We start from the raw sequence: 13,559 nt of genomic DNA, 5'->3' as shown, positions 1-13,559 counted from the left end.
TTATAAAAAATTGCCGGAGCGGGTTAACGAGGGGTTTTAAAGGGCGAATAGCCCACATCGTGGGAAATACCCATCAGCGGATTACCGGAGGCCGGAATATCAGTCACGCGCATACCCTGAGGAGCATTTTCAAAGGTCACTTTGAGTTCGCTGCGCTGCGTTGTTGATGAAACAGCACGATCCAGAATACCCGGCGTCCTGTTTAGTGGAACAGAAGGTTGATAACGCCCTTCCGGGATCGGAGTGTCCATACCCAGGATTTCTTTAAGTCTGGGAATAAACCCGTTGTATCCCCGCTCCCGCTCTTTCGTCTGCATCTTCTGGACAACAAAAGAGCCAGCGTCCATCCCTGCATCACCGGCTGCTTTTCCCATATCCTGAAGCTCTTTAAAGAGTGATACCGCAACGCCGATTGTCAGCGTCATGGCTCCCATTCTGCCTATTTTTCCCAGTAGTCCGGATAACTGGCCTGCCAGCAGCACTGACTGCTGCAAAGCACCAATTGTTTTAACCGTAAAGGATCCGGCCATAACCAGACCAACACCCTTTATCACGTTTTCCCAGCCTCCCATCGCCTGTGCAACGTTATCCACTTCTTTCCATACGGCTTTAATTACAGGGCCAACTTCATCCCAGTTCTCAATGATCAGCATGGCGCCAGCGACAAGCGCAGCAATCGCTATTTTTGCCGGAGAGAGATTAATGACACTGTTCAGGATTTTAATGGCGCGGGACAGCGTACCAATCGACACACCGACAGCCAGCAGTGCGGCGCCGAATTTCGCGGCAGACTGCACCAGTTCAGGGTTTGCCCGGACAAACGTTCTGACCTGTTCCAGATAAGGCTTGACCTCTTCCGCAGCTTCATTAATCGCAGGTAAAAACGTGTCGCCAAGCGTGACAGAAATCGCATTGATACTGTTTTTCAGCAGGATCAGCTGGTTTTCCGTCGTGGCCGCACGCGATGCGTATTCCTTCTGCATCGAGCCACCGTATTCCTGCGCATCCGCAACACGATTAAAATTGGTGCGCAGCAGGTCAAGATTTGTCAGCAATGGCGCAATCGCCCCTAGCGATTCCTTGCCGAACAGGGCATTCATAACGGATGCCTGTTTTGCTTTCGGCACCTTCGCCAGCGAGTCCAGCACTTTCAGCATCGCCGCGCGCGAATCTTTCTGCATATCGGCGGCCAGTTGCGCCGGATTCAGCTTCAGAAAAGCCATCGCCCGCTTCTGCGACTTCGTCGCGGAGTTTCCGGCGGTAAGCGACAGCATAAAGTTTTTGATGCCGGTTGACGCAATCTCAGACTCTACGCCCATCCCGGCAATGGTGGCTCCCATCGCCGCAATTTCACCGGAGGCCACCCCGGCAACACTGCCTAATGGCCCGATCCGCGTCACGATATCAGAAATCTTCTTCGCATTCGCCGGACCGGTATTCCCCAGATAGTTAATTTTATCAGCGAGGACAACCACATCATCCTGTGTCAGTTTGAACGCCGTCCGCCACTGCGCCATCATCTGGCCTGACTCTTCAGCAGTGGTGTCAAACGCCACACCCATCTTCACCGCATCGTTTGCAAACTGCATCAGATCACTGCGGGCAATACCGGACTGCCCCCCGGCAGCAACGATTTCGGCGATACCTTCCGCCGCCATTGGCAACCGGGTTGACAGGGTCAGAATATCGTCGCTCATCTGTGCAAAGGCTTTTTTATCGTCCAGCCCGTCAACCACCTTACGGATGTCGGCCATTTTCGATTCGAAGCCAATGGCAGAATTCACCGGCATTGCCAGCGAAGCAAGAATTGCCGTTCCGGCAGCGGCAGCCCCCAGCGCCAGCCCTGCCATTTCCTTCTGAAACCCCTTCAGTTCCCGCTGCATCCCTTTCAGCGGGCCGGATAACTGGTCAACGGCGGTGATGATGGCTTTTAACTGGAAACTGTCAGCCATGCTTTATTTCCTCATTGATGCGGACGGCCTCCGATTCCAGATCCAGAAAATCGGATATAGCCGCCCGCCGGAGTTCAAGGGGGTTTATTCGCCAGTAGTGTGCTGTGTTGTAGAGCCGGCTTCTGAGGTTTCCTCCGTCTCCGATTGGGTAAAAAAATTGAGGATCAGCATGCAGCCTTTGAAAATATCCAGTTTTGTCAGCTGCGCCGCCGAAGAACGGGGGATCCCAGCAAGTAGCGGGAGATATTTCAGCGCGACGGAACTGTCCAGTTTTACCGCCCCTTCAGCGGAAACTGTAAACGGAAACCCCGTCGCCTCAATTTCATCATAGGATGGCTCACGCAGCTCCAGCACATGAAGCTTTTCGTTGTGCGCCATAATCGGCTTTTTAAGCACCAGTTCTTTTGTCATTGGTAAAATCCTTCCTCACCGTGGAACTCCAGATCCACCGTGCCCTCTTCGGGGTTATGGTTGGCCTCGCCGTGCAGCCAGGCGTTTGAGAGAACGTACACCTGACCATTTGCCAGCTCTGATGTGATGGTCATGGCATCAGACGATGTGATTTTGCTGACAGGGAAGTTCTTCGGCACTTTGGCCGTGACCTTCGTATACGCAGCCCGGCTCGTCTCCTTGTAGTCAACAGAACCGTCCAGGCCGATCACGTCATCACGAACTTTTGTGTTCATGGGGACTTCAATACCCCCGGTGATCGACAGCTGCTGGCCGTCAATTTTGAAATACGTCGTTCCAGCAATCTTTGCCATTATGCGGCCTCCTCGTTGTATTGCAGGCGGAACTGGTTAAGCACAGCAAACACGCGCAGCTGGTTGACATAATCCGGCGGGAACAGCACATCCAGACGGTTCGGATCGTTCGCGTTACGCTCAACAATCAGGTATTGCTGGAACAGGTCAAAGTTTTCCACAATGCCCTCACGTTCCAGTTGTCGGTACGTTGAACCCAGCTCACCACGGATAACGGCTGGCGTGACAATCGCCTGGCCGGGACCGAAGCGGGTACCGTCGTTCGCCAGTTTATGGCGGCCATATTTGCTGGTGATCACCGATTTCAGGCGGCGCAGCACATAAGCGCTGGTATGCAGCGTCTCGCTGTCGAGATAGCTGTTATCCGCCACACCGTAGGCATTGGTTTTGTAAGTGGTGATGTCACGCTGGATGCGCAGCACGCCAGCTTCCGTGTACGCGGTCGCAATCCCATGCTTCAGCAGGGACTGCTGCTCGGTGATGGTAAAGCGCTTGCCGGTTGGTGCAGGTAGCGCACCGGTGAGTTCTCCGGTCTGCGTAGGACGTGCCGGATCGATACGCAGGAAAACAGCTGCCCGCGCCAGACGATAGCCCACCAGCTCATCAACACACGTCTGTACCTCTTTCTCATAACCGGCAATGGTGATGTGCTGATAGTTGAACGTATCACCATAGGTCACCAGATCAGACAGCGTTCCGGTCCTGGCCGTGTAGACATGACCATAAAGCTGGCGAATGTAGCTCCAGCGTCCGGAGCTGTCGTTCATTTCAACAGACATCGCCTGAAGGGAGTTCGCATCACTGAACGGCAGGCCGATATAGTCAAAAGGCTCGTCCCCCATCGCGGCAATCGACTCAGACAGGTCAGGATCGCCTGCACCACCGCTCATTTTGCCGATCTGGATACTCAGCCCGGCGGGAGTTTCTTCACCGCTGGCGGTACCGTAGTAGTTCAGGGTTAACGGGATGCTGTTGCCCACCGTCCCGCTGTTCACCGCAGAAAGATTAACGGTACCCTGAGCGTCTCCGCCGGATGTACCCTGGTATTCAGCACTCACAGGCAAATCAGGATAGTTGTTGATAACGCTCACCAGCGCCTGTGCTACCTGATCGCCAGTGTCCCCCGTCGCCACCGTCACCTGCACCTTACGGGTACCGACATAAAGATTCACGGAACCTGCATCTGTCACGGTGCCGGTAACCGTCACTGTACCGGTTGCCACCTCGCCATTATCAGGTACGGCAATCACCCAGAGTTCTCCGAACGGATCAACCTGGCGATATGCTTCAACCATACGCGCCAGCTGGCTGCCACGGCCTGCCATTTTTTTTGCCAGGTCCTTCGATGGCATGATCACCAGTTGATTCAGCGGCATATCTGATTCCGGTAATGCCATCCCGATAAGGAGGGAGGGAGCACCACCCAGGGCGGTATTCGCCGCGCTGTTATCCATTTCGGCATAAAACAGCGGCACCCGGTTATCCGCCGGTATAGTGTTAAAGCTTACGGTCATTTTTTATCCCCTTTACGTGAGATTTTCTCGATGTCACCGGCGGCTTCCCGGCGGTACCACCAGGCGCTTTCCTCAACATTTCGCCCGGCAGCAGGCAAAAGGTCGCCTCGGGCGGGATCCGGAACGGACCGCCCCTCTTTGGGTTTCACAAACATTATTTTTTCCAGTCAGGTATGGGGTGATTACGGGAATGAGATTTCAGCGCGGTGTTCAATATTACCGTCCGGCCCGTCGCCGGGGTCGATGTAGTCCACATCGATGCTAATCAGTTTCAGATCATCCAGCGCGTCGAGATCGTCCTGCTGGCGTGTGTCTGCCTCGTCAATCTCATACTTCACCGTGAAGTCGAACTGGTAATAGAGTTCATAGCGGTTCAGCTCCAGCAGCATGCCGCCAGCGTACTGAATTTCATGGGCGTTCGGATCAGGACACCAGCCCAGCAGGGCTTTCCAGAGTTCATGACGAACATCATGCACCGCATCATAAGATGCCCACTGGCCTTTTTCGTCGCGCTCATTACTGAGGACGACAATGACGGAAAAGCCCTCCGTCAAATCCTGCCAGTAGTCTGTCTGGGAACGTTGTTCCCCTGTCACATCCTCTGACGGTACGACATAGGCGGCGGGCAGTTTCAACTTTCCGGACTCCGGGATCGCTTTAAACTGCGCGGCACCACCCACACGATTTTCAAAACGCGGGCAGCGGCCACGCAGCGCGGCCACAATGGGTGTCAGTTTCATTTCTTTTTCCTTCTCTGGGGACGCAGGGACCTGCGCAGCTCACGCGACAGCACATAGCGGGTCCAGCTGCGGCGCCGCTCCAGCACCTCCGCCATATAGTTATTGCGTGGGGCGATTCTCCAGCCACTGCCACCGGACGCACCGCGATGATGGCCTTTTTTACGTTTCGCGCCACGGCGCACGCCGTAGAACAGAAACGCCGGATAAAAGGCACCGGAAATATGGCGATTCCCCTCACCGTTCTTCTGGTTGGGAGCAATCTTCACCATCAAACCTGGGCGTCGTCTGGATGCGCGAGGAACGTAATAACCTATTGAGCGGGCCAGTTTCCCTGTACGGTATGCCGGGTTTTCGCCAGGTGCAGAGCGTCCCCGACGCATGACCAGACGGCGGGCATCCCGCATATGTACCTGACCAATGGTGACAAACGCCCGTCGCATGCGGGCGCGATTGAAAACCAGCTCTTTCGGCTGTTCAAAATCAACGTGTAAAAATGCTTTGTTCTGCATAGCCAGCTCCCCGATCCGTGCCGAGTTCCTCGCATTCAAGCAGCAAAAAGCGGCGCTTACTGTTCAGGTCACGCACACGCCGGATGCGGTAACTCTGACCGTCACAGACCACCTCATGATCGGCGGTAATATTCCGGCGCCGGCGGATCGTGAAATAGTGCGTTACGGTGTTCTCTGTCTGCACGGAACCCTGGTAAGCAGCAGCACCGGGTTGCGCCATCTTTGCCCAGGTACGGATTTCATCCGGATACGTGGGGGACACGCCAAAATCATCATCCGGCTCATCCACCCGCAGGCGAATGGTAACGCGCTTATCCAGTTCGCCCGGGTCCGGCAAAATGTAGGTCGCGCTGGTCTGCGCCTGTCTGAGTTTCATAGCGGGATATACCTGTAAGGCCCGACCAGCCATTTGAAGCTCATCGGTAACTCAAGTTTTTCAACCTCAGTGACCGCCGAGCGGTTCTCGTAGAAGTGGGTGACAAGCATCAGTAAGGCCAGCTTCACGTCATCCGACATCACCAGCCCGTCGGGATCGTCAGTTGGTTCAGTTGCATACAGCTTACGGTTGAGAAAATTCTCAGTCCGGCTCTGTACCGCGTTTCCCAGCAACTCCAGCAAGCTGTCCTCGTCGGTAAAATCCTCGTCCAGCCGGAGCTGGAGTTTGATTTCTTCCATCTTCAGCAGCATAAAGCCTCCTGTGCCCGCCAGATTGCGGGCACAAAAAAACCGCATTACGCGGCGGACTGTTGTTCCGTGATAAAGGTTATCAGCTGCTGGCGCTGCCTTTGCCCACCAGCGCTTTAATGGCGGAGGTGTCTTCCAGGATGCAGTCGAAGCGATGGAACGCCAGGAAGCCGGTCTGATCAAACTCAGCGTAACGTTCCACCAGGCGTTTCAGGATCATGTAGCGCACGCGGCGGATAATAAAGCGGTCAAAGTCACCGCAGAACATGAATTTTTTACCCGCCCCGATATCATCAATCTCCTGATCGATAACATACGGCACATTCAGCACAGAGGCTGGTGCCACGCCAACGATATCCGGCAGCCACAGCGGACGCCCCTGACCATCTTCCATCTCGCTGATGAGTTTCAGCGTATTGTCGTTAAATGCCAGGCGGAACTTCGGACCGCGACGGTATGCCGGATCAATGCTGTGCTTCAGCGCCAGAATTTCCTGCCACTTCACCGCAGCGGCAGCCGCAGTCTGCGTGGTGCCACTCACGGAGGCGGCCAGACCTTTCGGCTGTTTCGGTGTGCCGGCACCGGTACCCTGAATCAGATAACGCGCTTCACCACGGCCGATACGCTCTGCAATGCGGCGGGCAAGATAAGCTTCCATGTCGATCGCGCTGTCCTGCAACAGTTCGTTAGACACGCGGATGATTTTGGAGGTCATTTTCAGCGCGCCCAGGCTGTCCATGCCAAATTCGGTATCTTCTTCACCGGCTTCTTCATTCTCGCCAAGCAGGACACCGACCTCGGCTGTACCGTCAGCCGTTGCCCATTCCATAGTGCGTCCGTCGGAGGTTGTCAGGATCTGCGCCACGCTGGCGATACCACCGTAAGCCTTCATCTGCTCGACGACTTTCGCAAGGAAAGTGTCCGGCACGGTATAGCCGCCCTTTTCATCCGGCGCGACACCCTGAGCACGCAGCTCACGCAGGGCCTTACGCTCTTCAGCGGTCAGCTCACTGGCACCGTGGCGCATCCATTTATCAAAAATCTGGCCGCGCTGTTCATCCGGCTTTTTACCGTTATCCTTATCCAGATTGTCGCGCTGCTCATCGCTTTTATCATCGATGTATTTCTGATCCATATCGCGCAACTCTTCTTCGCGGGCAATACGCTCATCCAGCCCTTCCAGCTCGGTTTTAGCCTTATTCCATTCAGTGCGCTGCTCATCAGTCCAGGCGTTATCGCCGATCTTTTCATTCAGCGCACGCATTTCGGTCGCGATGGTATTGCGCTTTTGTTTCATTTCATGAAGCTTCATGGATGTTTCCTTATGCATTAAGAAGTGTCAGGACGCGCTCACGCGCCATTCGTTGGTTAATGGCAAGCTTCAGCGCGCCGCTGTCGCGTGCTTCCTGCCAGGCTTTCAGGGAGCGAACCCCGGAATCAGCTTCCTGGTACGCCGGATACGTTACGGGGCTGACATCAAAGAGACGCGAGAAACGCGAAATCTCACGAATAACCACGCCCTCTTCATCCTCATACCAGCGCTCGCCGTCCCGGGCGACCTTGAAGGCAAAACTGGACTGGTTGATGTCGCCGCGCAGCATCGGTGCCAGCACCAGATCGCGGATGGTCTGGGTGTCGGGTGCTTCGATGTCGTAACGCAAACCACGCTCATCGGTCGAAACCGTCAGCGTACCGGACGCGCTGCGCCCCAGAATAAAGTTAGGATCATGGTTGAACAGGCCACGTACATCGTCGCCCAGCACGTCATCAAACGAGCCTGGCTTGATAATTTCGCGGAACCCCCATAGCGGTTCAGAGCGCGAATTAAACACCGAGCCATAACCGATAATGCGCGTCGGCTGTTGATCGTGCTGCTCGGCCCTGACTTCGCCGCTGTAGCAGCGTATTTCCCGATCGTCACTCATCGGAATTGCCCTCCGTTTTATCGTCGTCTTTAAAATCTTTTGCCGGATCTGCGGCGTTGACGCTCACCAGCATCTCGTCGAGCCCGTCTTTAGGGTTCATATCCTCAAAGGCGCGAGCCTCGTTGCGGCTCATCCAGCCATCAGTGATGGCAAAGTGGTAGAACTGAGCACGCTCTTTCGGCGTGCCGCGCAGCAGGCCTGTCAGGTTAAAGCGGACGTAATACCCGGCCTCCCGCTCGGCGCGGGTGAACAGACGACGGTTTATCTCCTGCTCCCAGTTCGTTACCCAGGGCATCATCGTGTAACGCACAAACTGAATGGCCTGCTCGGAGATATTGGAGAATGTCGCTTTTTCCAGGTCGTTAATCATGTGTGCCGGTACGTTGAAAATTCCGGCAATCATTGAACGGTTAAGCTTCATCATGTCGATGAGCTGGGCATCAACAGGGGAGACGGTCAGAGCTTTATAATCCAGCTCTGCCGGCAGCAACATGGTTCTGTTTTCCTGGCTGCGCAGCATGGCAGAGGCTTTCTGCCACATCTTTTTGAGACGATCCCAGGAGTTGTCGTTAAGTTCCCCTTTTACCGACACAATCCCCGCCGGACGGGCATTCCCGCTAAAAAAGCTCTCGGTATATTTCTGCCCGCTCATCCCCATACCGATCGTTTCGGCGTGCTGGAGTATCGGACTCAGCCCCATCTTCTGGTTATTCCCCAGCGCCCGGATGTGGATCATGTCGTCAGGGCTGATAGCAAAAGAGCCCTCTTCGTTGTACATGCCGTAGGTGTAGCGCCCGCCAGTATTCAGCAGCGTCGTTTCCCATGGCATGCAGGCTTCAAGCTGGATAACTTCACCCCGGCGATTACGCTTTACGTGGGTATAGCCATTTCCCCAGCCGAGGATATGGCGCTGTTTCAGCTCGCGCCATTTATAGCTGGTTTGCCAGTCGTTCGGCTCATCATGAACCAGATAAAAAACGGGGTGATCCCGCGCTGGCTCCACAAACTTCCCGGTTCGCCGCATAACGTGTAGCGGCATCTGGGCAACGTTAGAGGAAATGACGTAAATACAGGCATACACCGCCGCCAGCTTCATCGCCGTTTTGGGGTTAACGATCACGTCACCGTTAAAAATCCCGTCGTTTTCGGCCGCTTCAGCAGTCAACGGAACAGCCGGATTTTCAAGCGAGTTGCTTCTGAACATGGCATTAATCAGCATTTTGATCCCCTTGCTGCCAGCAGCGCCCATAACAGAAGCCCGGCACCGCCAGCCATAAGCGCAGTCGCGGCGCCGTATTTTAGGTAAATACCGCCCACCAGCGCGCCAAAGCCAGACAGCCCGGCGACATCGATAATTAGTGATTTCACAGGAATAAAACGTCCTCGTCTGGATCAAGATTGGAGAGAAAATCTTTTGGCTCGTTCAGCATTGCGCGGCCAACACCCATCATCATGCCGACGGCACCATCGATTTTGTTACCACCGCCCTCTTTGACCGGGCGGACAACATCATCACTGCCAGGCAGATACTTCCCGACAACGTTTGACACACACCATGTCATCAGCGGATTACCGTCGTGATGGAAGCGGCCAGCAGCGATCGCGGCCTCAATCTCCCGCATCGGGTCGCTCATGTTGGTGTAGTTCTGGGTGATGGTGACGGGCTCCAGCCCTTCATCCTGCAACATATGGGAAAGGCCTGTGGCGCCATAAGGGTCAATCGGGCTCGCCGCTATTTTCACGGTTTCACGTAATTTCAGGATCGCTTCGAAAATAAGGCGGTAATCCACCTCTGCCCCGTCCGACGGAACCAGCACGCCCTGATTAACAAAGGACTGGTAACGGTCGGCGATCGTTTTCAACGCCGGGTCCGTGGCGTATACGGTATCTTCCGGCACCCAGAAGAGAGGCGAAACACAGTAGTAATGGCTCAGGCCGTCTATTTCTCGCCGAAAAATCGGCACGACGGCGTTCAGATCCAGTTTTGATGCCAGGTCGATGCCCAGATAACACTCTTCCCCGGCAAAGTCTGACAATTTCAGCGTCTTATCCGCTGCTGCCATCCACTTCTGTAAGTTGTAGTAAGCCGCTTTAGAACTTACCCATTTATTGAAGTGTTTCGTCAGGATCTTGTTGGTCTGGCTCGGCGTGGACATCGCCAGCAACTGCTTCGCCCTGAGAAAACTGTCTTTTATCGACACGCCATAGTTTGGATTCGCCTTAATGAGTGCTTCCGGCTGAGTCCAATCGTCTTCGTCATCAAGGGTATAAATAATCCCAAAAATAGCCTCGTTTTCGCCCCCTTCCCTGATGCGTTCCAGTATTTCGACAACCTGTGCGCGTTTCTCATAGCAGGGGGAAGCAATATCAAAGCCCGCTGTCGTGATGATCAGCGTGATGGGCTGTTCACGCGCCCCCATCCCGGTGGTCATCGTGGTATAGAGCGCATCAGTATCATGCTCGTGATACTCATCGATGATGGCGCAGGACGGTGAATCGCCGTCGCCGGGGTCACCGATAACGGGTGCAAACAACGAACCATCAGGGCGGGTCATTTTCTTCGCCCAAGGCTTGATGCTGAATTTCTGACGCAGTGACGGGAGTTTCTTCACCATCGCCAGCGCGGGTGCAAACACTTTCCACGCCTGTTTTTCGGTCGTGGCGCCACAGTAAACTTCCGCCGCATACTCGCCATCAGCGCAGAACATGTAATTCCCGACAGCGGCAGCAATCGCCGATTTACCGTTTTTACGCGGCACCTCAATGTATATTTCCGTGAACCGGCGAAACCCGTTATCCCTGCGTACCCAGCCGAACGGCACGCCCAGAGAAAACTTTTGCCAGGGTTCAAACTCAATACGCAGCTTTCTACGCGCCCATTCGCCGGAGGTATGCGGCATTTTCTGGGCAAATCGCAGAAATCGCTCTGCCTTATTTTTATCGAAGCGGTAAGGCCATTTTGGATCTTTAGCGCGCTCCAGATCGTCCAGATGTCGCTGACAGGCAAGAATGGTTAACCGGCAGGCCAGAATCTTCCCGTTCACGACGTCCCGCGCATACTGGTTCGCCGCATTGACGTTCGGATATGTAGCCATCAGTCAAACTCATCAAATTCATTCCCTTCATCGTCCGGATCATTTTTGCCGCTGGTCATACGAATGCGGCTGAGCGGGTCTAACCCAAGAAGTGAACCCAGACGGGCGAGTTGCGATACAGAGTCATTTCTGACATTAATGGCCGGGTGTTTTTTTTCACCGCCCATTTCGCTGGATACCGTCAGGCCGTCTTTCGCAATAATATTTTCGGCTTCAAGCATCAGATGAAACGCATTGCAGTACGCCAGCAAAATCGGGGCGTCCTCCAGTTCAAACACGCCGCGTTCAATTAAAATTTTGCTCTGTGTTTTCCAGAGACGGATCGCGACATCCCCCATCAGTTCATCAGGCGGCGCGATCCTGGTCAGTTTGCTTTTTTGTCCGACGGGTAAAATCCGTTTTCGACCTCCACCTGAAGATCTAACAACACCCCCCATAAAATCCCCTTTATCAATAGGCAAAACCTTCCCGAAAAAAGTTTCTTATTTTGGGCGCGTAAAAATTTGATGAGGCGGGCAGTCCGGGAAGGCAAAGGCGGGAGAGATTTTACCTCCCCCCGGGGTGGCGTCCTTCGCGGGCTGTCTTCGCCCGGTGGCAGGCGGTGCAGAGACTTTGCAGATTCGTATCATCATCCGTGCCGCCCTGAGATTTAGGAATGATGTGGTCAACGTGGCGAGCCTCGACAGCCACCCCCTGCCTGCGGTGCTCACAACAGAGCCCGCCATCACGCTTCAGTATCCGAATGCGCCGTCGATCCCATGCAGTTCCGTAGCCTCGCTGGTGGCGTGTCTGGCCGGGCTTGTACTGCTGCCAGCCATCACCTTTATGCTCATCACAGTAGCCGCTGCGATCGGTCGTTGTGTTCCGGCAGCCTCGTTTTCTACAGGCTTTCGGCGTTCTCGGTGGCATGCTATTTCCTCCGGAATGCGTAGCTGCTTATCCCGTCGCGCCCCAGCCTGCTTTCAATCGTGTTGTGCTCAACACAGGTGAATCCCTGCGCTTCGAACCACATCAGCAGCCCTTCATGCGTCCAGTACCAGATGTGCTCATCCTTACGGTAATGGCGGGAAGTCAGAATATGTTCAGCGTTGTCAAATATCGGGAGCGAAACAAAAACGAACTCTTTCGCCTGTCGTACCGCGCGTTCCGGATCATCGATATGCTCCAGCACATCCCACATCGTAAGCGCCCGCCAGCGGCTGGCATACAGATCGGCGTAAGCATTACGTTCATGCAGCCAGGCCACGCCCGCAGGATTAACATCGAAGCCCAGCGCGCCGGGGTAACTGCTGACGAACTGACCTGAGCCGATCCCCACATCCAGCACCGGCCCATGATAGTGGCGCATCACAAGCTGAATACGTGCCGCCGTCAGTTGCTGCCCCATAGATGTATCGGCCATTGCCTGATAGCGCGCGAAGTAATCCTCGTTATAGGGCCGGTCAGCAGGAACGGGATAACGTCCCATCCCCAGCTCGGGCAACCACACCAGGCCGTTTTGCAGTTCATTTGAGAACAGTGTCATGTAACCAGCCTTTGAATTTGTCCAGAAAACCTGTGATGTGCTTGTTGCAGTCGTGTTCCATGCTGGCGCACATGCAGTAATCATCGGGCTGCGCCCAGCCGACACGGGACAGGTCCATTTCAGGATCTGTAACGATATGCGGGGCATTGTGGGCGCCGCAGCCGCCCTGAATGATGAAAACAGGCGTTTTGTAGCAGACTGCCGCAGGCAGCGCCCAGCCCACACCAGAAACGACAACGGCGGCATGTTCCACCAGCGCCAGCATTTCGGTTAGAGACAGCTCGCCGCTGTGCAGCTGCAAATCGGCTTCAGGTGGCTCACCCACCAGCCACTCTTCCCCATCTTCCAGATCAGCCAGGCTTACTACGTAGAAATGCTTGCGCAGTTCCCTGGCAGCAGCGGCCAGATATTTCGGTTCAGGATTGCGTGCCGGGTTCGCCCACTCTTTACGGACGGTTGCAGGACGAATCACTGCGATCGGCTTATCCACCGTCACTGGTGACTCACCATACGACGGCAAATCGAACACGCTGGCCGCCTTGCCGAACTGCCATGTCATGGCGTCAACAATGGAACCTTTCTTCAGCTCTTCCGGACCATAGAAGATAGTCAGGACTTCTGACGGGCGCGCCGGTTCCCGCACATACACCACGCCCGTTTTCTCTTCATTTTTACGCTGCGTTCGCAGGCTGGTACCGGAGCGGACAAATCGCACATCCAGATCAGAGTAAAGCTCCGGCCATGGAGTACGCAGGAACGCGCCAGGGAACTGACGCACAAACGCACGCTGATAAATAGAATCACCAAGCCCGTACATCCCTCGGATGCAGACCTTTCGTCTTAATGCCATA

The 13,559-nt window shown here is 54.9% G+C and carries 18 protein-coding genes; all 18 read right to left on the bottom strand.

Going from position 1 to position 13,559, the window contains the following annotated elements; translation table 11 throughout:
* Positions 1-23: 23 nt before the first annotated feature.
* The gene (locus OGV82_RS08140; protein WP_286462665.1) at positions 24-1,952 is read right to left on the bottom strand and encodes a phage tail tape measure protein; all 1,929 of its coding nucleotides are present in this window, start codon (positions 1,950-1,952) and stop codon (positions 24-26) included.
* An 84-nt stretch (positions 1,953-2,036) separates the two neighbouring features.
* Complete coding sequence (locus OGV82_RS08135; protein WP_286449786.1) at positions 2,037-2,363, bottom strand: phage tail assembly protein; 327 nt, start codon at positions 2,361-2,363, stop codon at positions 2,037-2,039.
* Positions 2,360-2,716 (bottom strand): phage tail tube protein, encoded by a 357-nt coding sequence (locus OGV82_RS08130; protein ID WP_200074544.1) that lies wholly within the window; start codon positions 2,714-2,716, stop codon positions 2,360-2,362. Before OGV82_RS08130 ends, OGV82_RS08135 begins: the two co-directional genes overlap by 4 nt.
* Entirely contained in the window at positions 2,716-4,230 is a 1,515-nt protein-coding gene (locus OGV82_RS08125; protein ID WP_286462663.1) for a phage tail sheath subtilisin-like domain-containing protein, read from the bottom strand. Before OGV82_RS08125 ends, OGV82_RS08130 begins: the two co-directional genes overlap by 1 nt.
* Positions 4,227-4,385 (bottom strand): DUF2635 domain-containing protein, encoded by a 159-nt coding sequence (locus OGV82_RS08120; protein ID WP_200077423.1) that lies wholly within the window; start codon positions 4,383-4,385, stop codon positions 4,227-4,229. The genes OGV82_RS08125 and OGV82_RS08120 overlap by 4 nt, the downstream gene beginning before the upstream one ends.
* Positions 4,386-4,412: 27 nt before the next feature.
* Complete coding sequence (locus OGV82_RS08115; protein ID WP_200077424.1) at positions 4,413-4,970, bottom strand: phage tail terminator protein; 558 nt, start codon at positions 4,968-4,970, stop codon at positions 4,413-4,415.
* Positions 4,967-5,479, bottom strand: coding sequence for a hypothetical protein (locus OGV82_RS08110; RefSeq protein WP_286462662.1), 513 nt, complete (start codon positions 5,477-5,479; stop codon positions 4,967-4,969). The genes OGV82_RS08115 and OGV82_RS08110 overlap by 4 nt, the downstream gene beginning before the upstream one ends.
* On the bottom strand, positions 5,451-5,855 hold the full coding sequence (locus OGV82_RS08105; protein ID WP_286462661.1) for a phage head closure protein: 405 nt from the start codon (positions 5,853-5,855) through the stop codon (positions 5,451-5,453). The genes OGV82_RS08110 and OGV82_RS08105 overlap by 29 nt, the downstream gene beginning before the upstream one ends.
* Positions 5,852-6,166, bottom strand: coding sequence for a head-tail connector protein (locus OGV82_RS08100; protein ID WP_200074538.1), 315 nt, complete (start codon positions 6,164-6,166; stop codon positions 5,852-5,854). Before OGV82_RS08100 ends, OGV82_RS08105 begins: the two co-directional genes overlap by 4 nt.
* A gap of 79 nt (positions 6,167-6,245) precedes the next feature.
* On the bottom strand, positions 6,246-7,475 hold the full coding sequence (locus OGV82_RS08095) for a phage major capsid protein (RefSeq protein ID WP_200074537.1): 1,230 nt from the start codon (positions 7,473-7,475) through the stop codon (positions 6,246-6,248).
* 10 nt (positions 7,476-7,485) lie between these two features.
* Positions 7,486-8,088, bottom strand: a complete 603-nt coding sequence (locus OGV82_RS08090; protein ID WP_200090000.1) for an HK97 family phage prohead protease — start codon at positions 8,086-8,088, stop codon at positions 7,486-7,488.
* Positions 8,081-9,307 carry a phage portal protein gene (locus OGV82_RS08085; protein ID WP_048241144.1) on the bottom strand — a complete coding sequence of 409 codons (1,227 nt, stop codon included), beginning with the start codon at positions 9,305-9,307 and terminating at the stop codon, positions 8,081-8,083. The genes OGV82_RS08090 and OGV82_RS08085 overlap by 8 nt, the downstream gene beginning before the upstream one ends.
* Positions 9,301-9,456 (bottom strand): hypothetical protein, encoded by a 156-nt coding sequence (locus tag OGV82_RS08080; protein ID WP_200074534.1) that lies wholly within the window; start codon positions 9,454-9,456, stop codon positions 9,301-9,303. Before OGV82_RS08080 ends, OGV82_RS08085 begins: the two co-directional genes overlap by 7 nt.
* Positions 9,453-11,183 (bottom strand): terminase large subunit, encoded by a 1,731-nt coding sequence (locus tag OGV82_RS08075; RefSeq protein WP_200077429.1) that lies wholly within the window; start codon positions 11,181-11,183, stop codon positions 9,453-9,455. The genes OGV82_RS08080 and OGV82_RS08075 overlap by 4 nt, the downstream gene beginning before the upstream one ends.
* On the bottom strand, positions 11,183-11,620 hold the full coding sequence (locus tag OGV82_RS08070; RefSeq protein WP_200077462.1) for a phage terminase small subunit P27 family: 438 nt from the start codon (positions 11,618-11,620) through the stop codon (positions 11,183-11,185). Before OGV82_RS08070 ends, OGV82_RS08075 begins: the two co-directional genes overlap by 1 nt.
* Positions 11,621-11,729: 109 nt before the next feature.
* Positions 11,730-12,092 (bottom strand): HNH endonuclease, encoded by a 363-nt coding sequence (locus tag OGV82_RS08065; protein ID WP_286462660.1) that lies wholly within the window; start codon positions 12,090-12,092, stop codon positions 11,730-11,732.
* Position 12,093: 1 nt separating this feature from the next.
* Positions 12,094-12,708 (bottom strand): methyltransferase domain-containing protein, encoded by a 615-nt coding sequence (locus OGV82_RS08060; RefSeq protein WP_286462659.1) that lies wholly within the window; start codon positions 12,706-12,708, stop codon positions 12,094-12,096.
* Positions 12,689-13,558, bottom strand: a complete 870-nt coding sequence (locus OGV82_RS08055) for a glycosyltransferase family 9 protein (RefSeq protein WP_286462658.1) — start codon at positions 13,556-13,558, stop codon at positions 12,689-12,691. The genes OGV82_RS08060 and OGV82_RS08055 overlap by 20 nt, the downstream gene beginning before the upstream one ends.
* Position 13,559: the final 1 nt, after the last annotated feature.

Source organism: Citrobacter sp. CK191 (assembly GCF_030333435.1).
Classification (GTDB): domain Bacteria; phylum Pseudomonadota; class Gammaproteobacteria; order Enterobacterales; family Enterobacteriaceae; genus Citrobacter_B; species Citrobacter_B koseri.
Note: the sequence above shows the minus strand (reverse complement) of the source record. Positions and strands in the feature narration are given on the sequence as shown.

Bases quoted from the DNA above. Each gene is read 5' to 3' on its own strand.
- OGV82_RS08140 (WP_286462665.1), bottom strand. From the start codon at position 1,952: ATGGCTGACAGTTTCCAGTTAAAAGCCATCATCACCGCCGTTGACCAG.
- OGV82_RS08135 (WP_286449786.1), bottom strand. From the start codon at position 2,363: ATGACAAAAGAACTGGTGCTTAAAAAGCCGATTATGGCGCACAACGAA.
- OGV82_RS08130 (WP_200074544.1), bottom strand. From the start codon at position 2,716: ATGGCAAAGATTGCTGGAACGACGTATTTCAAAATTGACGGCCAGCAG.
- OGV82_RS08125 (WP_286462663.1), bottom strand. From the start codon at position 4,230: ATGACCGTAAGCTTTAACACTATACCGGCGGATAACCGGGTGCCGCTG.
- OGV82_RS08120 (WP_200077423.1), bottom strand. From the start codon at position 4,385: ATGTTTGTGAAACCCAAAGAGGGGCGGTCCGTTCCGGATCCCGCCCGA.
- OGV82_RS08115 (WP_200077424.1), bottom strand. From the start codon at position 4,970: ATGAAACTGACACCCATTGTGGCCGCGCTGCGTGGCCGCTGCCCGCGT.
- OGV82_RS08110 (WP_286462662.1), bottom strand. From the start codon at position 5,479: ATGCAGAACAAAGCATTTTTACACGTTGATTTTGAACAGCCGAAAGAG.
- OGV82_RS08105 (WP_286462661.1), bottom strand. From the start codon at position 5,855: ATGAAACTCAGACAGGCGCAGACCAGCGCGACCTACATTTTGCCGGAC.
- OGV82_RS08100 (WP_200074538.1), bottom strand. From the start codon at position 6,166: ATGCTGCTGAAGATGGAAGAAATCAAACTCCAGCTCCGGCTGGACGAG.
- OGV82_RS08095 (WP_200074537.1), bottom strand. From the start codon at position 7,475: ATGAAGCTTCATGAAATGAAACAAAAGCGCAATACCATCGCGACCGAA.
- OGV82_RS08090 (WP_200090000.1), bottom strand. From the start codon at position 8,088: ATGAGTGACGATCGGGAAATACGCTGCTACAGCGGCGAAGTCAGGGCC.
- OGV82_RS08085 (WP_048241144.1), bottom strand. From the start codon at position 9,307: ATGCTGATTAATGCCATGTTCAGAAGCAACTCGCTTGAAAATCCGGCT.
- OGV82_RS08075 (WP_200077429.1), bottom strand. From the start codon at position 11,183: ATGGCTACATATCCGAACGTCAATGCGGCGAACCAGTATGCGCGGGAC.
- OGV82_RS08070 (WP_200077462.1), bottom strand. From the start codon at position 11,620: ATGGGGGGTGTTGTTAGATCTTCAGGTGGAGGTCGAAAACGGATTTTA.
- OGV82_RS08065 (WP_286462660.1), bottom strand. From the start codon at position 12,092: ATGCCACCGAGAACGCCGAAAGCCTGTAGAAAACGAGGCTGCCGGAAC.
- OGV82_RS08060 (WP_286462659.1), bottom strand. From the start codon at position 12,708: ATGACACTGTTCTCAAATGAACTGCAAAACGGCCTGGTGTGGTTGCCC.
- OGV82_RS08055 (WP_286462658.1), bottom strand. From the start codon at position 13,558: ATGGCATTAAGACGAAAGGTCTGCATCCGAGGGATGTACGGGCTTGGT.